The sequence below is a fragment of the Paenibacillus catalpae genome (genome assembly GCF_900112695.1).
Classification (GTDB): Bacteria; Bacillota; Bacilli; order Paenibacillales; family Paenibacillaceae; genus Pristimantibacillus; species Pristimantibacillus catalpae.
Genome location: NZ_FOMT01000003.1, coordinates 630,966 through 652,304, shown reverse-complemented (window position 1 = coordinate 652,304; position 21,339 = coordinate 630,966). Strand labels below are relative to the sequence as shown.

General features: G+C 48.3%; 19 protein-coding genes. 5 read left to right on the top strand and 14 right to left on the bottom strand.

Going from position 1 to position 21,339, the window contains the following annotated elements:
* Positions 1–3: 3 nt before the first annotated feature.
* The 3 genes from pstC to pstB all read left to right on the top strand — a co-directional run bounded on the left by pstC (position 4) and on the right by pstB (position 2,668).
* Positions 4–906 carry a phosphate ABC transporter permease subunit PstC gene (gene pstC, locus BM200_RS16480; RefSeq protein WP_091187441.1) on the top strand — a complete coding sequence of 301 codons (903 nt, stop codon included), beginning with the start codon at positions 4–6 and terminating at the stop codon, positions 904–906.
* Positions 903–1,790, top strand: a complete 888-nt coding sequence (pstA, locus tag BM200_RS16475; protein WP_091187440.1) for a phosphate ABC transporter permease PstA — start codon at positions 903–905, stop codon at positions 1,788–1,790. The genes pstC and pstA overlap by 4 nt, the downstream gene beginning before the upstream one ends.
* Positions 1,791–1,909: 119 nt before the next feature.
* The gene (gene pstB, locus BM200_RS16470; RefSeq protein ID WP_091187438.1) at positions 1,910–2,668 is read left to right on the top strand and encodes a phosphate ABC transporter ATP-binding protein PstB; all 759 of its coding nucleotides are present in this window, start codon (positions 1,910–1,912) and stop codon (positions 2,666–2,668) included.
* Positions 2,669–2,733: 65 nt separating this feature from the next.
* Here the strand turns inward: pstB and BM200_RS16465 are convergent, their stop codons facing one another.
* The 3 genes from BM200_RS16465 to BM200_RS16455 all read right to left on the bottom strand — a co-directional run bounded on the left by BM200_RS16465 (position 2,734) and on the right by BM200_RS16455 (position 6,299).
* A complete protein-coding gene (locus BM200_RS16465; protein WP_091187436.1) occupies positions 2,734–4,416 on the bottom strand; it encodes an ABC transporter substrate-binding protein in 1,683 nt (560 codons plus the stop codon).
* Between the two features lie 65 nt (positions 4,417–4,481).
* The gene (locus tag BM200_RS16460; protein WP_091187435.1) at positions 4,482–5,354 is read right to left on the bottom strand and encodes a carbohydrate ABC transporter permease; all 873 of its coding nucleotides are present in this window, start codon (positions 5,352–5,354) and stop codon (positions 4,482–4,484) included.
* 15 nt (positions 5,355–5,369) lie between these two features.
* Complete coding sequence (locus BM200_RS16455; protein ID WP_091187434.1) at positions 5,370–6,299, bottom strand: ABC transporter permease; 930 nt, start codon at positions 6,297–6,299, stop codon at positions 5,370–5,372.
* 294 nt (positions 6,300–6,593) lie between these two features.
* On the opposite strand from BM200_RS16455, the gene BM200_RS16450 reads away from it, so the two are divergent.
* On the top strand, positions 6,594–7,457 hold the full coding sequence (locus tag BM200_RS16450; RefSeq protein ID WP_091187433.1) for an AraC family transcriptional regulator: 864 nt from the start codon (positions 6,594–6,596) through the stop codon (positions 7,455–7,457).
* Between the two features lie 223 nt (positions 7,458–7,680).
* Here BM200_RS16450 and BM200_RS16445 read toward each other — a convergent pair whose 3' ends face one another.
* The 7 genes from BM200_RS16445 to BM200_RS16415 form a co-directional block, all read right to left on the bottom strand.
* Positions 7,681–8,850, bottom strand: a complete 1,170-nt coding sequence (locus tag BM200_RS16445) for an MFS transporter (RefSeq protein WP_091187432.1) — start codon at positions 8,848–8,850, stop codon at positions 7,681–7,683.
* A gap of 190 nt (positions 8,851–9,040) precedes the next feature.
* Positions 9,041–9,400 carry a winged helix-turn-helix transcriptional regulator gene (locus BM200_RS16440; RefSeq protein WP_091187431.1) on the bottom strand — a complete coding sequence of 120 codons (360 nt, stop codon included), beginning with the start codon at positions 9,398–9,400 and terminating at the stop codon, positions 9,041–9,043.
* A 21-nt stretch (positions 9,401–9,421) separates the two neighbouring features.
* Positions 9,422–9,868 carry a hypothetical protein gene (locus tag BM200_RS16435; RefSeq protein WP_091187430.1) on the bottom strand — a complete coding sequence of 149 codons (447 nt, stop codon included), beginning with the start codon at positions 9,866–9,868 and terminating at the stop codon, positions 9,422–9,424.
* Positions 9,869–9,998: 130 nt separating this feature from the next.
* Positions 9,999–10,874, bottom strand: coding sequence for a carbohydrate ABC transporter permease (locus BM200_RS16430; protein WP_091187429.1), 876 nt, complete (start codon positions 10,872–10,874; stop codon positions 9,999–10,001).
* A gap of 22 nt (positions 10,875–10,896) precedes the next feature.
* The gene (locus tag BM200_RS16425) at positions 10,897–11,850 is read right to left on the bottom strand and encodes an ABC transporter permease (protein WP_091187428.1); all 954 of its coding nucleotides are present in this window, start codon (positions 11,848–11,850) and stop codon (positions 10,897–10,899) included.
* Positions 11,851–11,923: 73 nt separating this feature from the next.
* On the bottom strand, positions 11,924–13,486 hold the full coding sequence (locus BM200_RS16420; protein WP_091187427.1) for an extracellular solute-binding protein: 1,563 nt from the start codon (positions 13,484–13,486) through the stop codon (positions 11,924–11,926).
* A gap of 188 nt (positions 13,487–13,674) precedes the next feature.
* A complete protein-coding gene (locus BM200_RS16415) occupies positions 13,675–15,180 on the bottom strand; it encodes an extracellular solute-binding protein (RefSeq protein WP_091187426.1) in 1,506 nt (501 codons plus the stop codon).
* Positions 15,181–15,296: 116 nt separating this feature from the next.
* Here BM200_RS16415 and BM200_RS16410 point away from each other — a divergent pair, with 116 nt between their 5' ends.
* On the top strand, positions 15,297–17,603 hold the full coding sequence (locus tag BM200_RS16410) for a helix-turn-helix domain-containing protein (protein ID WP_091187425.1): 2,307 nt from the start codon (positions 15,297–15,299) through the stop codon (positions 17,601–17,603).
* Between the two features lie 40 nt (positions 17,604–17,643).
* Here BM200_RS16410 and BM200_RS16405 read toward each other — a convergent pair whose 3' ends face one another.
* The 4 genes from BM200_RS16405 to BM200_RS16390 form a co-directional block, all read right to left on the bottom strand.
* Positions 17,644–18,807 (bottom strand): FAD-dependent oxidoreductase, encoded by a 1,164-nt coding sequence (locus tag BM200_RS16405; RefSeq protein ID WP_091187424.1) that lies wholly within the window; start codon positions 18,805–18,807, stop codon positions 17,644–17,646.
* A gap of 220 nt (positions 18,808–19,027) precedes the next feature.
* Complete coding sequence (locus BM200_RS16400; protein WP_091187423.1) at positions 19,028–19,426, bottom strand: cupin domain-containing protein; 399 nt, start codon at positions 19,424–19,426, stop codon at positions 19,028–19,030.
* An 88-nt stretch (positions 19,427–19,514) separates the two neighbouring features.
* Complete coding sequence (locus tag BM200_RS16395) at positions 19,515–20,318, bottom strand: ABC transporter permease (RefSeq protein ID WP_091187422.1); 804 nt, start codon at positions 20,316–20,318, stop codon at positions 19,515–19,517.
* Positions 20,315–21,319, bottom strand: a complete 1,005-nt coding sequence (locus BM200_RS16390) for an ATP-binding cassette domain-containing protein (protein WP_091187421.1) — start codon at positions 21,317–21,319, stop codon at positions 20,315–20,317. The genes BM200_RS16395 and BM200_RS16390 overlap by 4 nt, the downstream gene beginning before the upstream one ends.
* Positions 21,320–21,339 lie beyond the last annotated feature (20 nt).

Below are 21,339 nucleotides of genomic sequence, written 5' to 3'. Positions count from 1 at the left end.
ACGATGAAGAAGTCTAATGATCGAGAAGTAGCCACGCCGCATCTTGCGGAAGAATGGGTTGGCAAAGTTTATACATTCATCTGCATCTTGTTTCTTATCATCACCATTTTTTCGATGGTTTACTTCGTCGCGTCAAAAGGACTTAGCACCTTTATCGTAAACGGCGTAAATGTAAAGGATTTGTTAACAGGACTGAAATGGAAACCAGACGGCGAACCGCCTATGTTTGGCGCATTGCCATTTATCTTTGGATCGTTCAGCACTTCCATCCTTGCAGCCATCATCGCTGCTCCGCTTGGGTTCTGCGCGGCAGTCTTTATGGTTGAGCTTTCCCCAAAAATCGGCCGTACGTTTATGCAGCCTGTTATTGAGCTGCTTGCCGGCATTCCATCCGTTGTATACGGATTTGTTGGCTTAAGTGTTATCGTACCTTTATTCCGTGATCTGTTCCCCGGACAAGGTGTCGGGATCGCAGCAGGCTCGCTCGTACTCGCCTTTATGATATTACCTACAATTACGACTATAGCAACGGATGCGCTGGCTTCCCTGCCCGCGGGCCTGAAAGAAGGCTCGTATGCTCTTGGCGCAACCCGTTGGCAAACGATATATCGCATCGTCCTGCCGACTACGCTTCCCGCGCAGATGACAGGCATAGTACTTGGTATCGCCCGGGCATTTGGCGAAGCGCTCGCCGTACAAATGGTTATCGGCAACGCGCCCCATATCCCGAATTCCCTGTTCGAATCAACTTCAACGCTAACCAGCGCGATTACACTTAGCATGGGTAACACGGCGATGGGCTCCGTTCAAAATAACGCCCTGTGGTCTCTTGCATTAATTCTGATGCTGATGACCTTTGTATTCGTCTTTATTATTCGCTGGCTGGAAGGAAGGAAGAAGCTATGAGTGCCAAAACCGCAGATAAAATCGCAACAGGCGTTATTGTTTTCATCACCGGCTTAATTGCTCTCGCCCTGCTTGGACTCCTGGGCTACATTTTGTTCCGGGGACTTGGCCATATCAGCTGGCATTTCCTTACCTCTCCGCCAGAAACGATCCGCAAAGGCGGCGGTATTGGCCCGCAGCTGTTCAACTCGCTGTTCCTGCTCGTGTTAACGATGATCATTACCGTACCGCTTGGCATTGGTGCCGGCATTTATATGAGCGAGTATGCGAAGGCTGGCAAGATCACTTCTGCTATCCGTCTGGTAGTCGAAGTATTGTCTTCCTTCCCTTCGATTATCGTTGGTTTGTTTGGCCTTCTTGTTATCGTTAATAAATTTAACCTTGGCTTCTCCCTGTTATCCGGCGCGCTTGCGCTTACGATATTCAACCTTCCGCTCATGGTGCGGATTACCGAACAAGGTCTCCGCAGCGTACCGGTACAGCAGAAAGAAGCAAGTCTCGCCCTTGGTATTTCCAAGTGGAAAACAATCCGTTCCGTCCAGCTTCCGATTGCTCTGCCTATCGTACTCTCCGGTTCGATTCTGGCTGCAGGCCGGATCTTCGGGGAAGCGGCAGCGCTTCTGTTCACCGCCGGCATGAGCAGCCCGCGTCTTGATTTCAGCGACTGGAATCCGCTCCACAACGATTCGCCGCTCAACCCGCTTAGACCGGCCGAAACGCTCGCCGTTCATATCTGGAAGGTCAACTCGGAAGGTCTTGCTCCTGATGCTACGCAGATCGCTGCAGGCGCTTCGGCAGTACTTATCATTACCGTATTGCTGTTCAACTTGGGCGCAAGAGCGCTTGGACGATACATGCACAACAGATTCACAGCGTCTAAATAAGCGGATGCTTCGCAATTCATTAAGCGAATGCTTACGAAGCATGAATTGCTTCGCAATTCATTAAGCGAATGCTTGCGAAGCATGAATTGCTTCGCAATTCATTTTAGGAGGTCCTGAGCGTGATAGATATCGCATTGTCTGCCAAACAATTAAACGTTCATTATGGAGAAAAACATGCCGTTCACGACGTCTCGCTTGATTTTGCCGAGAAGGAAGTTACCGCTCTAATCGGTCCTTCCGGCTGCGGCAAATCGACCTTTTTACGAAGCCTGAACCGGATGAACGACTTGATTCCATCATGCCGGGTGACCGGGGATATTTGGCTGAAAGACCAAAATATTAACGGCTCGGATACGGATGTCGTTGCGCTCCGCAAAAATATCGGCATGGTATGGCAGCGTCCCAACCCGTTCCACAAATCGATTTACGAGAATATCGCCTTCGGCCCGCGTTATCACGGGGTCAAGAACAAGAAGCAGCTGGACGAGATCGTAGAGCAGTCGCTTCGGAAAGCGGCGATCTGGGAAGAGACAAAGGACCGCCTGCATAAATCCGCCCTGGCATTATCCGGCGGCCAGCAGCAACGCCTCTGCATCGCCCGCACGATCGCGGTTAAGCCGGATGTTATTCTGATGGACGAACCGGCTTCTGCACTAGATCCTATCTCTACCTCCAAGATCGAGGAGCTGATCTCGGAACTGAAGCAGGATTACAGCATCGTTATCGTTACGCATAATATGCATCAGGCCGCACGGGTGTCGGACAAAACCGCCTTCTTCCTGAACGGTCATGTAGTCGAGTATGATAAAACGGAAACGATCTTCACTAATCCTACAAATCAACGGACCAATGACTACATTACCGGCCGTTTCGGCTAAGGATATGAGGCAAACCTAAAGGGCAGGACGAACCGTTAAGATTCGTCCTGCCCTTTATTTATTTCTTAGTATCCAAGAGTGCTCTTTGTTTTCTCGAAGATTTCGTTTGCCATCTGCGTATAACGGTCGCTGCCGTTTGCTTTTACTTGCTCCACGTATTTATCCCAGTTCTCAAGCTTCTCTTGACCGGTAATGAATTTAAGCGTCATTGTATTAACGTAATCCATTAGCGGCTTGGAGATCAGATTCAATTGCTCGCTCTCATCTGGATTAGCCATGATAGGCGGTGCCAGCTTGCGAGGCGTACGGTCGTTCAGTACACGGGAGACAAAATCTTTCTCGCCTTCCGTCATTTTGGACATTCTCAGGTTGGAAGAACCGCCGTAAGCAAACATGCCGCTGCCAAAGCCGTAATCCACGTTCAATTTTTTCGTTGCTGTAGGATTCATGCCGTTATAGGAAATATCCGAATTAAGCGTAATCTTGCCGCTGGCATCCTTCGAATAAGTCTCGCCTTCTACGCCCCACAGGCTAAGAGTTTGTCCTTCTTCCGAGTACCAGAGCCAGTCAACGAAACGAAGCATCTTGATAAACTCCTCTTCGCCCAAATCTTTCAGCGCGTTCTGACTGATCATAACACCGTTCTCAAGACGGGAGGTTTCAACCTGCAGCTGACCTTTAGGACCACCTGGCTGCGTAATCATATACAGCTCGGCGTTAGGATCTTCCATCTTCGTCTGATAGTCAGCAAGCAGCTGATAGTTGCCGTTAACGACAAAGGAGTCGCCTTTGAAGAATTTGGATTTTGCGGCATCATCCTCTTGCGTGAACGATTCCGGATCCATAATGCCTTCTGTAATCAGCTTATTGAAATAAGTTACGAAATCTTTGTAGTCTTGCGTGTTGTCAGCGAATTCGAACTGCTTGGTATCCTGGTTGAACCGCATCCCGTTCGCTTTGCCCCAGCCAGCTGTTACGCCGTATTCAACAGCAGCGATATTCAAGGTGGATTCGCCTTTGGATGTATCGGACAGAACATATTTCTTGCCTGTGAATTCTTTTACCTTTTTCATCGCTTCATAGAAGTCTTCATAAGTCCAAGAAGTTTGCTTGGACAGATCTACGCCAGCTTTCTCGAAAATATCTTTGCGGATGATGTAGGAGTAGCCGCCGCCCGGCGATTCCCACAAACCAGGCAAAACATAATATTTGCCGTCGGCTTGCAGCTTCACCTTCAGGTCCTCTTCCATGCCCCAATTCTTTACCGCTTTTTGAAAGTTAGGCATGTACTGCACATAGTCGCTGATCGGCACGATTTGACCGCCGGCAACAAACGCTGCTTCTTCATATGTTTTTGGAATGATATATGGCGCGTCGCCGCTGTTTACGAGCAGCGATTTCTGATTCTCGTATTCGGTTCTCGCTGTAATCGCAAGGTCGAATGACACGTTTGTTTTTTCTTTGATTGCGCTCCAGAATCTCCAGTCTTCTTTATAAGGGTAGCCTTCGTGGTCGCTGTACATCATCGAGTAAGTAACAGGCTCATTCGAATGGAAAGTAACGTCCTCTCCAAATGCGTAATCCTCTGCCGGCTTCTCCGATTGCGTTGCATCGTTAGATGCCGCATTTGATTCTGCGGGCTTGTTATTGCCCCCGGAATTCCCATTATTGCCGCTGCACGCTGCTACTACGAACATGATCATTATGACGGATAAAATCATTCCCATTCTTCTACTGAATCTTTTCATGTCGTGCCTCCCTTTTAATAGTTATATAACAGAACTCACCTGACGGCCGTTCCGGTTATATCGCGTTAGCCTTTCACGGAACCAATCATCATCCCTTGCACGAAATACTTCTGCACAAACGGGTAGATACAAATAATAGGCAGTGAGGTTAAGACCATGGCAGCAGATTTTACGGTAGCAGCGATCTGCGTTGTCTGTTCAGAGCTCGCTCCAATCTCTGTAGGGCTGATTGCCGTTTCGATGACCTGCCGCAAATACAGCGCCACCGGCCATTTCTCTTTCGATTGAATATAGAGCGAGGCATCGAACCAGCTGTTCCATATCCCTACGACAACAAACAAGACCATCGTAGCGATAATCGGCTTTGATAACGGAAGCGTAATCCGCAGAAAAATACCATACACGTCAAGACCGTCAACCTTCGCCGATTCCTCGAGCTCGTTAGGCAGGCTGGAGAAAAAGGTTTTCATTAATATCACGTTAAAGGCGCTGATCGCACCGGGAATAACGAGAGCCCAAATCGTGTCACGCATATCAAGTGTTTTTGCCACCAGGATATAGTTCGGGATAAGTCCGCCGCCGAAATACATGGTGAAGAGGACAAACGGAATGAAGAACTTGTTAAGGCGCAGCTTTTCCTTCGACAACGGATAAGCCATCACTGCTGTTGCCGTTACCGAGATCAGTGTCCCAACCGCGGCGTACAGCAGGGTATTGCCGTAATACCGGAAGAAATCGGGTTTGCTCAAGATCACTTTATAAGTAAGAGCCGTGAAATCTACCGGATAAAAGGATACCTTGCCTGCATATACCGCTGCCTCCGAGCTGAAGGACTGTGCAATCAGATAAATAAACGGATATAGGGTAAAGAATATGACCAGCGTCATGATCAAGGCATTAAAGCCTTGGAAAATGCGAGAAGATGCGGATACCTTCACGTTAAGCACTCCTTCCTACCACAGACTGGACTTCGTCGTTTTTTTGGAAATCGTGTTCGCCATCGTCACTAGAATTAAGCCAATGACGCCTTCGAACAAACCAACGGCGGTTGCGAAGCTGAAGTTCCCTCCGGTAATACCCATCCGGTATACGTAGGTGGATATAACGTCCGCCGTTTCATAAGTAAGCGGATTGTACAGGAGCAAGACTTTCTCGAAGTTCGAGCCCATAATACCGCCGATATCCAGGATAAGAAGCGTCATAATCGTTGGCAGAATGCCTGGAATGGTCACATGCCACGCGAGACGGAAGCGGCTTGCGCCGTCTATTCTGGCGGCTTCATAGAGCTCGGTGTTAATCCCGGTCATGGCAGCCAGATACAGGATCGTTCCCCAGCCTAAGCCCTGCCATATGCCAGAGGAGATATAAATGGACGGAAACCACTCAGGCAAAGAAATAAACGAGATCGGTTCGATGCCAAACTTGCCAAGCAATGCGTTAATCGGGCCTGATGCGGCAAGCATTTCCTTGACCATCCCCGCCAAAATAACCATTGATATAAAATGCGGCAGATACGAAACGGTCTGAACGAATTTCTTCAGCTTAAGCCTCCTGATCTCATTAATCAGAAGAGCAAATATTAAAGTTAACGGGAAGCGGACAATCAAATACGAAGCGCTTAAGAAGATATTGTTCCAGAAGGCCCTCCAGAAGGTAGGATCCTTCATGAACATTTTGAAATATTGCAGCCCTACCCATTCCGCACCAAGAAAGTTAGGACCGCCCCTGTACTTCCGGAAAGCGATTACATTTCCGATCATGGGGGCGTACTTGAAAATAAGAAAATAAATGATGGGAAGAACAAGGAAGGAATACAGCTTCCATTCTTTTCTGACATGCTTCCAAAGCGGCGAGACATCAAATACTTTGCTTGAGCCTTCCATTTATCTCCACTCTCCTCTAGTCCATTTCGTCTACTGACCGATTAAAAATAGCTATATTTAACTACTTTAGTCGCATGGTCAAGCGGACTTCATGATGAAATAATGCAAAATAGAAGTCATTTCCCGACAAATGTATTCGCTTTCATTGGCTTTATTATAGCGATATTTGATAGGCCCCTCTTCGTAAATATAGCTTTCGACTTCTCATATATTGCCTTTTTTGATAGACTTATTGATTTTATAAGAAGAGGATGCCATTATCTGATTAGTTACTAACGAGAGGAAGAGTGATGCATGATCCCCATCCTTAACGGAGTCAAAGAAACGGTATCTTACGGTGAACATCTAGGAATCAGGATTTTCCTGAACAAGGAAGTCGAGAACTATCCGATCCATTGGCATACCGCTGTGGAAGTCATCATGCCGCTGGAAAATATCTATACCGTTATCGTTGACGAGACTAAGCATGTCCTCTATCCGAACGATATTCTGGTTTTGCCGCCAGGGGAGCTTCATGAGATCTTTGCTCCCGATTCCGGGACCAGGTTGATCCTCCAGTTCGACTGCTCGCTGCTGTACTCTCTGAATGGCTTTGACTCTACCTTCCATTTGCTGCGCCCGTGCCTCCTGTTAACGGCAGAGCAAAACAAAGAGCTGCATGGACTACTGAGGCCCATGCTTCTGGAGCTGGTGAATGAATATTTCAGTCATACGATGCTGAAGGAAGCTTCGGCTTACGCCAAGCTCATTAGCTTCTTTGTCACGCTTGGCCGTAATTTCATGCATGAGGAGCGCCGTTTTCCACGTACGAAAGGGCATAAGCAGCATAAATACGTCGATAAATTTTTGCAGGTATGCAACTATATGAACGAGCGCTGCACGGAGGATATTCGTGTGGAGGAGCTTGCCGAGCTGTCCGGCTTCAGCAAATATCATTTCACCCGTATGTTCAAGCAATATATGGGGTTGTCCTATTACGACTATCTGATCCAGCACCGCATTATGCATGCGGAGAAGCTGCTGACCGATCCTAATCTGTCGATCATGGAAGTCGCCATGAGATCCGGCTTTGGAAGCCTGCCCACCTTCAACCGGGTGTTTAAAACCTATAAAAAATGCACGCCGTCGGAGTATAAGGCTTTGCATGGGCGAGGGTGAAGGACGGTTAACGGTCAGCTGCGCATTCGAATGTTCTTTCGATCGCTGTTGTCTCCTGATTCCCCCAAATAAATTGTCATAGGATGGAATCAGGAGACAAAGGCGAGCGCTTCGCTTCTCAAGAATCATTCGAAATGCTCCGCTTGCTCTTAACCGTTTTTTTGGGGAAGTAAACAAATGGCCGTGCATTTTTAATCTGCACGGCCATTATTATTAAAAGCTATTATGCTTTAATTTGGGGGAGGTTTTGCCTGCTTTTTCGAATGGAAACAGCAGCTGAAGCCAGAGCAAGGATGAGGACAATACCGGCTGCTAGAGGATTGTACAGGACCGTCTCCTGCCAATTAACGACTAACCCGCCAACGCTTGCTCCTGCAGCGATGCCTACTTGAGTAACGGATATGTTCAAGCTGATGATGAGGTTCGACGATTGCGGTGCACGCTCGATAAAGTAGGTTTGTGTAGCCGGGCCTAATGTGAACATGGACATAATCCAAAGAGACAGCAGGGTAATGGCAACCGGGAAGGAATGGACAGCGAGTGGAAGCAGCAGGAGTGCGATGACATGAATCATCACTCCTATCATTATTAATTTGGCGCTGCCCCATTTGTCTACGGCCGAGCCTCCGATCCGGGAACCAACCGCTCCGGCCAATCCGAACAGCAGCATCATAAGCCCGATCTCAGTCGTGCTTCTGTGGAGAATGTCGCCAAGGAATGAGGCGATATACGTGAACATCACTGAATTACCGGCTTCTCTGAACAACACAAGCAGCAGGGCAAAGAAGATGACAGGATTAGCTAATACCGCTAACTGCTGCCGGAAAGGAACCGGGGCATCTCCTTCGATTTGGGGAAGCAGAAGCGCCAGACCAATGAGTATAACAATGCCTCCTGCTCCAAGAAACATAAAGATCATTTGCCAGTTATACATATTGGTTAATGCAACTCCAAGCGGAACACCCAGAATCATGGCGCTGCTGAACCCGAGAATAATCGTGCCCATCGCGCTACCGATTTTTTCAACCGGCACCATCTTCGCCGCGGCACTAAATGCTGCCACTATGAACACCCCTGAGCTTACGCCAAGCAGCATCCGTGCGGCCATTAACAATACAAATCCGGTGCCCGCAATCGAGAGAAAATTACCTCCGATAAAAACGGCCATCGCGGTCAGCAGCAGCTTTTTCCTCGGCCACTTGGCTGTGGTTGCGATAATAATAGGTGTTCCAATTGCAAAGGCGAGCGAATAAGCGGTAATCAACTGACCGGCCAGACTAACGGAGATATGCATTTGCTCAGCTAATACATTCAGAATTCCGGCGATCACAAGCTCCGAGGTTGCAGTGAAGAAGACCGCTATCATCAAGAGATAAATAACCAAACGATTCATAACAACACTTCCTTCCTTACCAATCGATTATTTGAGTTAATTGGATTATATCGAGGTTGCTTACTTTTAGTAAGAACGCAATTTATTTTGGCATAATCCATTGATTTGGAGTAACTAACCATTTGGTAAGTGAATGAACAGAAAAAACCGCAAGAGCAGAATGCTCTTGCGGTTTAAGCAAACCTTCTATTTATGAGCGGCTGATTCTGGGATTGGGCGAGTCGCCCCATTTTTGAACCCATTTCTCCATCTCTCTCAGCGCAGCTTGAAAATCCCTTCCCTTCTCCGTCAGCGAGTACTCCACCGTTACAGGTACTGTCGGGAACACCTCACGGACAACAAGGCCATTACTTTCCAGATGGCGGACTGTATTGGTCAAAGACTGCGTCTTCACGATCGATACATTCCGCTGAAGCTGATTAAACCGGAGCGGCCCGTTCATCAGCTCCTCCAGCACGAGGAAAGCCCATTTGGCCCCCAATATTTGCAGCACTTCGCATATACTGGAGCCCTTATTTTCTTTGCTGATTTCCTCATTCTTTTCTTCCATGCTGTAACCTCCTAACCTGTCTCAGCTGCCAATCCTATCAATAGGAATTTCTCTTCCATTCTTGATCACCTTTATGCTGGTGGTCTGTTGCTTATCAAGTTTATAAATATGCAACCCTAATTGCTTGTTGTCGAGATAATGTGAATTCGAATGATCCCCTTCAGTATTCTTCACTTCAATTTCGTCCATGAGAATAGTAAACACATCTTCACGGAACTCCGCACGAGAACCGTTAAATAATTTCACCTGTTTACCTTGCTGTATAACAGAGTAGTTCACAATAAAGTACTCATCTTTACCGACAACAGAATATAAATAAATCCCGTTCTTGTCTTTCACCCGATCAACAAAAGTTCTAATCTCTTCATTCTGATTTGGAAGCTCGACTTCCGTCATCAGGGATAATGAACGATTGCATCCCGTGAGAGCTATGATAAGTATAAGACAAAGGCATACAACCTTTTTCAATCGCGACTCACTCCAATGCAATGAATTAACCGAACCTTCCTATTAGAACTTTAACATATTCATCCAAACCTGCACACTGCTCCAGGCGGCAAAAAACCACCTCAACCGAGGTGGTTTTTTGCCTGATCAATTACCCCTTTATTGAACCAAGCAGAGCGCCTTTGGCAAAATGCTTCTGCAGGAAAGGATAAACGATCAATATCGGGAGCGTGGCGACAACAATAACGGCCATCTTGACTGCCTGGTCAGGCGGAGGCACAGCTCCGTCAAGACTGGAGCTATAGTCGAATCCGCTTGCGAGAACAACAATCTGGCGGAGCAGAACCTGTATCGGCCACATTTTGCTGTCGTTCAAATACAGGATCGCGTTCAAATAGGTGTTCCAATACGTAACCGCGTAAAATAACGAGATGGTTGCAATAGCCGGCATCGACAGCGGCAGTACAATCCGGAACAGAATGCCGAAGTCGCTGCAGCCGTCCATCTTGGCCGATTCCTCAAGCCCTTCCGGGATGTTCTGGAAGAAATTGCGGAGGATAATCATATTAAAGGCGCTGATCGTCAGCGGAAGGATGAGCGCAGCATACGTATCAATCAAATGCAGCTCCTTTACTACCAGGAAGGTAGGAATAAGTCCGCCGTTAAACAGCATCGTAAACACAACCATAAACATCAGGAGCTTGCGGCCGTCCAGATCTTTGCGGGACAAGCCGTACGCCATCATCGAGGTCACCAGCATGCTGAATGCTGTTCCTATCAGGGTTACTGCAATAGATACCGCAATGGCACGAAATATTGTATTGGTCGAGAACACAAACTGGTATGCCTCAAAGCTTATATCTGTCGGGAATATAATAAATTTTTTGACTGCCATCTCCGCGCTGGTCGTTAATGAGCCGGCTACGACATGGATGAATGGAAGCACGGTGGCGAGCGAGAAAATCGCCAGCAGCGTAAAGTTCACGATGCCAAACAGCCGGCTTCCTAAGGTTCGATCCTGGATCATGCTGATTCCCTCTCCCCATCTCTTAATAAATGCCTTCAGATCCGAATTTCTTGGAAAGCTTGTTCGCGGCGATGACCATAACTAGTCCGACTAGTGATTTGAACAGTCCGATAGCCGTGCTGTAACTGAATTTCCCCTGCTTTAATCCTGCCGTATACACATAGGTATCTATAATTTCCGCCACATCGCGATTCATGGAGTTAAGCAGCAAATAAACATGCTCAAATCCAAGCTCGAGTACATCACCAATCTTCAGAATGAGCAAGACGATAATGACGCTGCGAATGGCCGGAAGTGTAATATGCCAGATTTGATGAAGCCTTCCCGCACCGTCCATCCGTGCCGCTTCGTACAGCTGCGGATCAATGGCAGCCATGGCGGCCAGGTAAATAATGGTCCCCCATCCGGCTTCACGCCAGATCACCTGAATAATATAGGTCGGACGGAACCATTCGGGACTAAGCAGAAAATTAATTTTCGAGAGTCCAAGCTCTTCAAGTACCGCGTTTACAATCCCGCCGTCCATCGTCAGCATGACGTAGCTGATCGATACGATGATGACCCAGGACATGAAATGCGGCAGATAGATTAACGTTTGGAACAGCCTTTTGAAAGCATTTAAACGTAGTTCATTCAGCATCAATGCCAATAGAATGGGAACGGGGAAATAAAACAAAAGGTTAAACCCAAACAGGATTAACGTATTGGTCAATATGTTCAGAAAATCCGGCTCCGTAAACAAGCGATTGAAATGCTCGAACCCCACCCACTCGCTGCCTTTGATTCCTTTAAACGGCTTAAAGTCCTGGAAGGCAATAATCAGTCCAAACATCGGTGCGTATTTGAAGATTAAGAAATAGAGAAGTCCCGGCAGCACCATGACATACAGCCATATATTGCGGCGAAGACGCCTCGTGATCTCTCTTCCGGTTCTTGGCGCCTGCACCTGCGCCGGGCGAATGGTCACTTCCCTCATCCTGCTTCTTCCTCTCTGCATGTGTGGATCGAAGAGGCTGCTGACGGATCAGCGAGCCTCTTCGGCTAAGCTCCTATTTCTTGTAGGCCGCATTAAACTCTTCGATAATTTTGTCTCCGCCGCGCTTCTTCCAGTCCGCGATCGCTTTCTCAAAGCCGGCCTTGTCAATTTCCCCATAGATATACTTGTAAGTAGCGTCGGTCATAATCGTCTGCAATTCCACACCTTTATCCGTATAGGTTGGAGAATCAAGTGCTGCTGTAGGGTCCATAATGGCGATTTTCTCGTTCTCTTTCGTGAACTCTTCCGCATGAATGCGTCCGGGAAGAGAATAGAAGCCTTCATACATGCCGTTTGTCTCCGTCTCGCCGATCAAGCTGTCCTTGTATCCTTTTACTTCACGCTCGATAAGATCCGAATCATCCGTCACTTTCGCCTTGCCGTCCTGAACGGTATAGTGAGTGCCTTCAATACCCCAGAACATCATGTTGGCCACTTCGGGAGTCATCTGCTTGTCGAAGAAGGCTAATATTTTCTTCAGCTCTGCTTCGTCTTTAATCGCGGATTTCGGGAACAAGACCACATTGTTATAGCCTGGAATAGCCCATGTCGCCTGCTCGCCGTTTGGTCCCTTAATCAAAGCAAGGGTATCCACAACAGCCGTTGGAACGTTCTTGATCAGATCCTTGTTCAGCGAATCGACATCCGACATCGATCCGATATAAATTCCGGCTTTGCCGCTTGTAAACAGGCTGATCTGATCCGTTTTGCTCGTTGCGGCAAAGTCCTTGTTCATCGCGCCGGCGTCGCGGATTTGCTTCATCGCATCCATCGCTGCAACATATTGAGGGAAAGTAAAATCAGGCTGCAGCTGGCCGTCCTTCTCCCCCCAGTTATTTGGCGTCGCATACCAGGAAGCAAGCGTCTTGAATGCCCCGTAGATCAAATCATTCCGGTCAGCAAGACCAATTGTGTTTGCTTTCGTATCGCCGTCCGGATCCTTCTCGGTGAAGGCTTTGGCCATCGCAATCACTTCATCTACCGTTTCCGGTGTCTTTATGCCAAGATGATCCGCCCAGTCCTTGCGGTAAATAATCCCTTGACGGGCAAGCGGCCGGCCGATATAAAGCGAGTACAGCTTGCCGTCTACCTTCGTATTGTTCAGAATAAGCGGCTTCAGCTTGTTCAAATTCGGGAATTCCGTGAGATAAGGCCCAATCTCCCAGAACTGGCCGTCACGGATCGCCCCTTTCATTTGCACGAACGTCGCCTGGTTCTTCAAATACGTAACTTGCGGAAGCCCGCCGGTGGCCAAGGTCGTGTTCAGTTTATCTTCATAGGTATCTGCCGGGAAAAATTGATACGTCAGCTTTGTATGGGTCAGCTTCTCAATCTCGTTCTTGATCGTATCCGGCGGTGTTTGGGCTACGTTAAGCGGGAGCATAATCGTAATCTCTGTCGGCTCCTCCGCTGCCGCCTCTGACGTTTCAGGCGAAGTCTCCGCACTTGCGGTTGGCGTTGCCTCGTTCCCGCCATTGTTTGTTGTACCGCTGTTATTGTTGCTGCTGCAGGCTGTCATCATCATGCTGAGGCTCATTACGGTTCCTAACAGAATAGCAAACCCCTTTTTGTTCATGCTCATTGACCTCCACCATCAATAGGTATTGTGCTGCAGATCAACCATACCTTGGCACCGCTTGGTACCGATACAATCATTCCTGCAGATTAACCGCCTTCGCGGGAGCATCTGCAAAAATGATTATGGCCTTCACAAGTGAGCATTTAAAAAGCCCGCCTCGCATGAACGAGACGGGCCCTGCTCTATTATTCAAAATACGACTGCGTAAATTCCTCGATGATTTGTTCTCCGCCGCTGCGTTTCCATCTCTCAACTTCCTGATCGAAGCCAGCCCGATCAATCTGCCCAAGAATATAATGATAGGTCGCATCCATAATAATCTTGTTTAACTCCTCGCTCCGCTCATCAAAAGCAACCGATTCCAGATTAACCGTCGGATCCTTGACGATAAACTTCTCATTATCGATGGTCAGCTTCTCCGCCAGCGCAAGCAGCGGATCCTCCCGGGCAACCTTCATCAGATTCGGATTGCTCAGGTCGGCAATCATTAACGAATATAGCGGAGCAACCTCGTTTATGCGAAGCTGTTCGCTTTTTACAGGCAGAAGCACTTCCTTACCGTCTAATGTATAATGCCTGCCCTCCACGCCGTATTTCATCAGATTAGCCGTGTCTTCCTCCATCGTACGGTCGAAGAACCCGAGCACCTGCTTCAGCTCCTCCTCGGTTTTGATTGCGCTCTTGGAGAACAGAAACAGGCCGTTGAAATTCGGAATCGACCACACCTTGTAACCGTCCGGCCCTTCAATCCGGTTCACGACGGTAAACCTTGCGTCCGGATTTACCTGCTTCGCCTCATTGGACAATCGCTGGACATCCGTCATACTGCCGATATATACGCCTGCCTTGCCGCTGATCAACAGATCCCGCTGGATGTCTTTGCTTGTCACCACAAATTCCTGGTTGATCAGCTTCTCCTTGTACAATTTCCGCATGAAATCCATCGTGTCCTTGTATGGCAACGTCTCGAATTCCGGAACAATCCGATGATTATCTACCATCCAGTTGTTCGGAGTGCCGAAGTACGAGCTTAATGTCTTAAATGCGCCAAAAACAAGATCATTGCGGTCAGTGAGGCCTATCGTATCCTGTTTTCCGTCCCGATCCGGGTCACCGTATGTAAACTGCTTCAGCACGTTATACAGCTGATCTATCGTCTTGGGAGGTTCCAGATTCAGATTATCCAGCCAATCTTCCCTGATAATCACGCCTTGCCGGGAAGAGGGACGCTCGGTATAGAGACCATAGATCTTTCCGTCCACAGCGGTTTGACTCAGAATGCTTGCATTCAGCCGCCTTAAATTCGGGAATTCAGCGAGATACGGCCCAACCTCCCAGAACATGCCGGAGCGGATCGCGCTTTTCAGAAAGATATAATCGGTATACTTGACGAAGGTTGCTTGCTTTAGCGAGTTCATCGTTAGCGCCGCATTCATTTTATCCGTATAGATTTCGTCCGGAACCCAGTCAATAATGAGGTTGGCAGCTGTCATCTCTTCCATCTTCTCAACTAACGAGGAATCCGGGCCTTGCGGAAAATGAAGCGGCGCCATAATCGTAATAACCGGCCGGGATTGGCCATCCTTATGCGCCTTCGATCCTTGAGTATCCATGCAGGAACCAAGCAGCACAGCCGCCAGCAGGATCCCGGCACAACCCGGCAGGCTGCCTTTATAATCATGAAGAAACATCGGATTCCCCCTTAATCTGTAATAATGATTACTCCCGGACCTAATGATTATTGTCCAAGTGATGGTTCATGGCCTACAATAAAGAAATATTAACGATGATAAGGTGTTGGTTATTCATGCGCTCGTTCAGTTTCCTGACCAAAATGACCATCTTCGGATTTTTGTTAAGTACGCTTCCCGTCTTGTTTATCGGCATCTTCTCGTACGTGACGGCTTCAAGCGAAATTCAAAAGGATGTAAATAAAGGAAAATATCAACTGCTCGTTCAAATTAATGCCAATGTAGAGCAAATTTTGACGACTGTCAACCATACGTTAAATCAGGTCATCAACTCCAATGTCCTGAAACAGACGATGAACAGCCCGTTAAATGTAAGCGATTTCAAATTGTACGGCAATTTACGCGATGAGCTTCTTCATATGCAATCGTTCGATACGAAGCTGGAAGACGTTGTGCTGATTAATAACCGGCATAACTGGATGATCAAAAACTCGGGTTTATACCGCTTTGACCAGTATCCTTATCATGAACAGCTCACCGGGCTTATCGACTCCAAGAACGATACATCCTGGGTCATGAATCCTTCTGCCTGGTTCTACAGTGAAGAAAGCGCCGACAGCTCCAGATGTGAGTACAGTATCAGCCTGATCAAAAAGCTGCCCGTCACCGAGCGTAATCCATACGGACTGATCATGGCCAATATTCCGTCCTGCAGCCTGCAGGCGTTGCTTCAGTATGACCCGGAGCAGAGCGATACAACGCTGGTGCTGGATGATAAGCACCATATTCTGCTGCATCCTGACCATTCCATGATCGGCAAGAATGTCTCGGTTGTTGGGTTTGACGATGATCAGAAGCTGACCGGGCCGTCCGGGCAATTCCGGTCGCTCCTTAATCAGCAGGAATATTCGGTGACCTATTACAAGTCCCCTTCGAGCGGCTGGATCTATCTATCCTTCACTTCCATAGCGAGTTTAACGAAGGAATCGAAAAAAATCGGCATCTATACCCTTGTCCTCTGTTTATTTATGCTGCTGGTGACGATGCTGCTTGCCTGGCTTGGTTCCCGCAAGATGTATTCGCCTATTGAAATGCTGCTGAAGCAAATGAACGTACGGACCCCGGAGATCCGGCAGAAGCGCAAGAATGAATTTCAGGCGATTGGCGAGCAAATCCAACAGTTATTCCAATCCAAAACCCGGCTGGAGAGCGAGCTGCAGCAGTATCTGAAGCAGGTGCGCACCTTGTTTCTTGCAAAAGCCTTTCAAGGTCAGGTCAAAAATAATGAGCTGACCGAACAGCTGGAGAGATTCGGCTACAGCGAGCAGCTTCAGGCATGGGATGTGATGGCCGCGGTCACCATCCAGATCGATTCCCTTGAAGGTACAAGATACGAGAAGCAGGATACGGAGCTGCTGCTGTTTGCTATTCATAATATGATCGAGGAGCTTATTCCCGAGCCGAATAGACTGGGTTCCGTGACGATCGATCATACCGTCGTGACGCTGTTTGGCAGCACATCCGTTGAGAATGTCGACTTCAAGACGGCCTTGTTCGAATTAACCGAGCATCTGCAGCAGCAAATCCAAAGCCTGCTGGAGCTGACTATCAGCATCGGGATCAGCCTCCCATTCGAGTCGATGACCCAAATTTCTCTTGCCTACCAGGAAGGACTCGACGCGCTTAAGCACCGCCTGAAGCTTGGAGAAGGGATCGTCATTCAATACGAGAACCTTAACCAGGGCAAGCATTATTTGAACATCCGGTATCCGAACCATCTGGAGAATGATCTTGTCGATGCCATTAAATTAGCGGACAAAGAGAAGTCGAAGGAGCTTCTTCACTGCTTCCTGGTGCCTGTTTTCTCCGCGGAAATGTCACCACAGGATTATCACCTGCCGTTAGTCCGGTTGCTGAACAGTATGTTAGTCGTGAAGCAGGAGTCTGGCATTAGTCTCAATCAGATTCGTCAGGGTAAGGGATCCTTATTCGAGGAGCTGCTGAAATTAAATACGGTCAAGGAAATCGAGGACTGGTTCTGGAACAAGGTCATTCAGCCGATGATACACATTTTTGCAGACCGGCAGGATGCCCAATATCACAATATTTCGGAGAAAATGATCGATCTGATCCATAATCATTACGATACCGATCTGTCGCTCGAGGACTGCGCCACGAGGCTTAATTATAACGCCAACTACTTGAGCAGCGTCTTCCGCAAAGAAACCAACACGTCATTTAGCGAATATCTCGCCGCTTACCGGTTCAGCATGGCGAAGAAATGGCTGCGGGAGACGGATACGCCCGTTAAAGATATCGCAGCCCGGCTATGCTACAACAATCCGCAAAATTTCATCCGCTCCTTCCGGAAGCTTGAGGGCATTACACCCGGACAATACCGGGAGAAGCATGTGTCCTCCTGATGTAAGAAAGCCCGGGATATGAGAATCCCGGGCTCATCTATTATTGCGCATATTCCGCATGAAGCTCATCGAACAAAGCTTTGAGATTCGAAGCGGCATTCTCGGAGAACATCAGCTTCAGATTATCATCGGAAGCTTTCGCCGAGCTTGAAGAATACTCATACATTTTCTCCTCGTAAGCTTGAATAGCCTGATCTAGATCATCATGACGGGCAATGGCAAGCGCAAGTTCCGCTGCATCGCGCATCGCCAGGTTAACGCCTTCGCCTGCAAACGGGGACATCAGATGCGCAGCATCTCCAATCAGCGTAATACCCGGCTTATGCTCCCACTTCAGCCCAACGGGCAGCATATAGATCCGTCTTGGCAGAACGATATCATTCGACCTTAGGATATAGTTCCGAAGCGGCGCCGCCCAGTCGCCGAAATACTCCAGCAGCTGCTTTTTCGCTTCCTTCGGCTGATCAAACGTTATGCCGCACGTATCAAGCCAATCTTGTTCGGCCGTGAAGGTTAGATAAACTTTTATCATACCGTCCCCGTTTAATTGCGCAAGTATACCTTTGTGCTCATCCAGCGCAAATACTTTGCCTCTCGCATTAAAAGCAGCCTGATCCGGATGTTCCTTCGTATCCATGTGCAGTTCCACCATTGATAAGCCCGAATAAATAGCCTTCGCATCCGTCAGCAGCGGCCGAAGCTTGGAGAAGGCGCCATCAGCGCCAATTACAAGATCAACCATCTCCTTCACGCCGTTGTCGAAATGAAGCTCATGCTGACCATCTTCCAGCGCTATTGCCTCTGCCAGCTTATAACCATAGCGGATTGTACCGGGCTGTAAAGCATTCAGCAGCAGATCGCATAACGTTCCACGGTCAATCTCCGGACGCCCGCCTTTTTCCCCATCCTCTGCTCTTTCGTCCATATAGACGTTGCCGGTTTTATCAAACAGACGGAAATCTTCACCCTCGTAACGCGCAATCGCCTCGAACGGTTCAAGCAATCCGGCTTCCTTCAATGCCATCTGGCCGGAATCCTCATGAATATCGAGCGATCCTCCGCGCTGGGCGTTGATATTCTGTGCTTCACGTTCATATACCGTTGCTGAAATCCCATGCTTCTGCAAAATCAGAGCCAGCGTAAGCCCGCCCGGGCCACCACCGATAATAGCGATTTGTTTATTGGTTTGATTTGTTGTCATCATGACCAGCTCCTATATCCATGTAGGTTTGTTTGTTCCTTACACAGCTATAGTAACGCTGCTAGTTAAACGGAATGTAAACCGCAGGGCCAATTAGAATCCGGTCTTCGGAATTTCGGCCGGGTGCTTGTCATACGGTCTGAATGCTCCCGTTCGCACTTCATACAAATGGATAACCCATTTGACACGCCGTTTGGTTTAGACAATCAGCCGAGGCGGTTATTTATAACTTTTCATACCACTCATCTTCAACGGGCTCCAGCCAATTCGTTTGCCCCGGTGTAATGGCTAAATGGACAAACCAGCTTTCTTTCGTTGCCCCATGCCAATGCTTCACATTGGGGAGAATATTCACGACGTCCCCCGTTTTGAGCAGTTGAGCCGGTTTCCCTTCTTCCTGATACCAGCCCTCACCGCCAGTCACTAACAATACTTGTCCAACTTGATGGGAATGCCAGTTATTGCGAGCGCCTGGAGCAAAGGTTACATTTCCGATCGGCGCGTTGAGAGGCGTTGGATCGGTAAAGATCATCTGAAGGTACGCATCCCCGATAAAATAGTTCGGATCAACCTTTCGTCCCAAAGGAAAGATTGTGCTGTTGCTCAAATGTTCGTTTGCCATTGTTCATACCTGCTTTCTTAAATATCGAGCTTACGGAAAGGCGGTTCAGGACTTGAATCTTCTCGTCCTAAACCGCCTCTTAAACTATTTATGTCCGGCGCATATAAGCGCGAACGGTGATTGGAGCGAAGACTGCAACAATGGCAACGGCACCAATCAGAGAGATACCGAGATCCCAGCCGGCTGTACCTGAATTCGTTAATTCACGGACAGCAGACACGACATGGGTAACCGGGTTAATATTTACGAACCATTGCAGCCATTTCGGCATGGTGTCCACCGGAACAAATGCATTGGACAGGAAGGTTAACGGGAATAATACAAGCATAGAGATGCCTTGTACGCTGGAAGCCGTGCGTGCAATGACACCAAAGAAAGCAAAGATCCAGCTCACCGACCAAGATACGAAGATAACGAGCAGCGCGGACAAAAGAACATTTTCAAAGCCGCCGTCAGGACGGTAGCCCATGATGTAGCCCATAGCGAACGTGAGTACGGTTGCAATCGTATACCGAATCGTGTCAGCCAATAAAGCTCCTGCAAGCGGGGCGATACGCGCAATGGGAAGAGATTTGAAGCGGTCGAATACGCCTTTATCCATATCTTCCCTTAGCTGGACTCCCGTTACGATGGAAGTTGAGATTACCGTCTGGACAAGAATGCCTGGAATAATAACCGGCAAATAGCTTTGTACATCGCCGGAAATCGCTCCGCCAAAAATATAAGTAAACATCAAGGTGAAAATAATCGGCTGCAGCGTAACATCAAATAGCTGCTCCGGTGTACGCCTAATTTTGAGTATGCCCCGATATGCCATCGTTAGCGAATTCTTTACGGATTGAATAAAGCTTGTATGGTTTTTTAGATGGCTTGTTTTTACTGAAGTGCTCATACCGTTACGGCCTCCGCTCTATTTGGATCTTTTGTTTTATCCTCTTCAACGCCATGTCCCGTAATCGTCAGGAACACCTCGTCGAGAGTTGGCTTCTGCACGCTGACCTCGGACAATGTAATTCCTTTCTCGCGAAGGGCAATCAAAAGGTCGGTAATCAAATCCGCATTTGCCATCGGCGCAGTAATCTTCGCTGCTTCGCTCGACAACGTGGATGGAACCTTCAGCACCTGCTCCACGGTTTGCCGGGCAATCTCGATATCGGATTGATTCTCCACTCTAAGATGCAGGGACGATGTCCCTACCGATTGTTTCAATTCATCACCGGTACCTTCAGCCACAACTTTGCCGCGGTCAATAACGGCAATCCGGTCGGCCAGTTGATCGGCTTCTTCGAGATATTGGGTGGTCAGCAAAACCGTTGAACCTGTATTGACCAAACGGCGAATCGTATCCCACATTTGCGAGCGAGTACGAGGATCAAGTCCTGTTGTAGGCTCATCGAGGAAAATAAGCGGAGGCTGCGCAATAAGGCTTGCTGCCAGATCCAGACGTCGTCTCATACCGCCTGAGAAGTTTTTGAGCGGACGCTTCGCCGCTTCAGTGAGTCCGAATTCCTCAAGCAGATCTGCCGCTTTCTTCTTCGATTCCGCACGTCCAAGTCCAAGCAGCCTGGAGAAAATGATTAAGTTCTCCGTTGCGCTGAGCGATTCATCTACCGAGGCATATTGCCCTGTGACGCCAATTAACTGGCGGACAATTTGCGATTCCTTCACCACATCATGTCCAAAGATCCGGGCTGAGCCTGCATCCGGCCGAAGGAGCGTTGCCAGCATGCGGATTGTTGTTGTTTTACCTGCCCCGTTTGGACCAAGCACGCCGTAGATCGAGCCTGCCTTCACATTCATATCCACACCGTCTACCGCACGGTTATCGCCAAATAATTTGACGAGTCCATTCGCTTCAACAGCCCAATCGCCATTGTTCGGTCTATATTCCATTTCCCGTTTCCTCCCAAGAA

Coding starts and splice junctions, on each gene's coding strand:
- pstC (WP_091187441.1), top strand. CDS start 4: ATGAAGAAGTCTAATGATCGAGAAGTAGCCACGCCGCATCTTGCGGAA.
- pstA (WP_091187440.1), top strand. CDS start 903: ATGAGTGCCAAAACCGCAGATAAAATCGCAACAGGCGTTATTGTTTTC.
- BM200_RS16465 (WP_091187436.1), bottom strand. CDS start 4,416: ATGAAAAGATTCAGTAGAAGAATGGGAATGATTTTATCCGTCATAATG.
- BM200_RS16455 (WP_091187434.1), bottom strand. CDS start 6,299: ATGGAAGGCTCAAGCAAAGTATTTGATGTCTCGCCGCTTTGGAAGCAT.
- BM200_RS16450 (WP_091187433.1), top strand. CDS start 6,594: ATGATCCCCATCCTTAACGGAGTCAAAGAAACGGTATCTTACGGTGAA.
- BM200_RS16445 (WP_091187432.1), bottom strand. CDS start 8,850: ATGAATCGTTTGGTTATTTATCTCTTGATGATAGCGGTCTTCTTCACT.
- BM200_RS16440 (WP_091187431.1), bottom strand. CDS start 9,400: ATGGAAGAAAAGAATGAGGAAATCAGCAAAGAAAATAAGGGCTCCAGT.
- BM200_RS16430 (WP_091187429.1), bottom strand. CDS start 10,874: ATGATCCAGGATCGAACCTTAGGAAGCCGGCTGTTTGGCATCGTGAAC.
- BM200_RS16425 (WP_091187428.1), bottom strand. CDS start 11,850: ATGAGGGAAGTGACCATTCGCCCGGCGCAGGTGCAGGCGCCAAGAACC.
- BM200_RS16420 (WP_091187427.1), bottom strand. CDS start 13,486: ATGAACAAAAAGGGGTTTGCTATTCTGTTAGGAACCGTAATGAGCCTC.
- BM200_RS16415 (WP_091187426.1), bottom strand. CDS start 15,180: ATGTTTCTTCATGATTATAAAGGCAGCCTGCCGGGTTGTGCCGGGATC.
- BM200_RS16410 (WP_091187425.1), top strand. CDS start 15,297: ATGCGCTCGTTCAGTTTCCTGACCAAAATGACCATCTTCGGATTTTTG.
- BM200_RS16405 (WP_091187424.1), bottom strand. CDS start 18,807: ATGATGACAACAAATCAAACCAATAAACAAATCGCTATTATCGGTGGT.
- BM200_RS16400 (WP_091187423.1), bottom strand. CDS start 19,426: ATGGCAAACGAACATTTGAGCAACAGCACAATCTTTCCTTTGGGACGA.
- BM200_RS16395 (WP_091187422.1), bottom strand. CDS start 20,318: ATGAGCACTTCAGTAAAAACAAGCCATCTAAAAAACCATACAAGCTTT.
- BM200_RS16390 (WP_091187421.1), bottom strand. CDS start 21,319: ATGGAATATAGACCGAACAATGGCGATTGGGCTGTTGAAGCGAATGGA.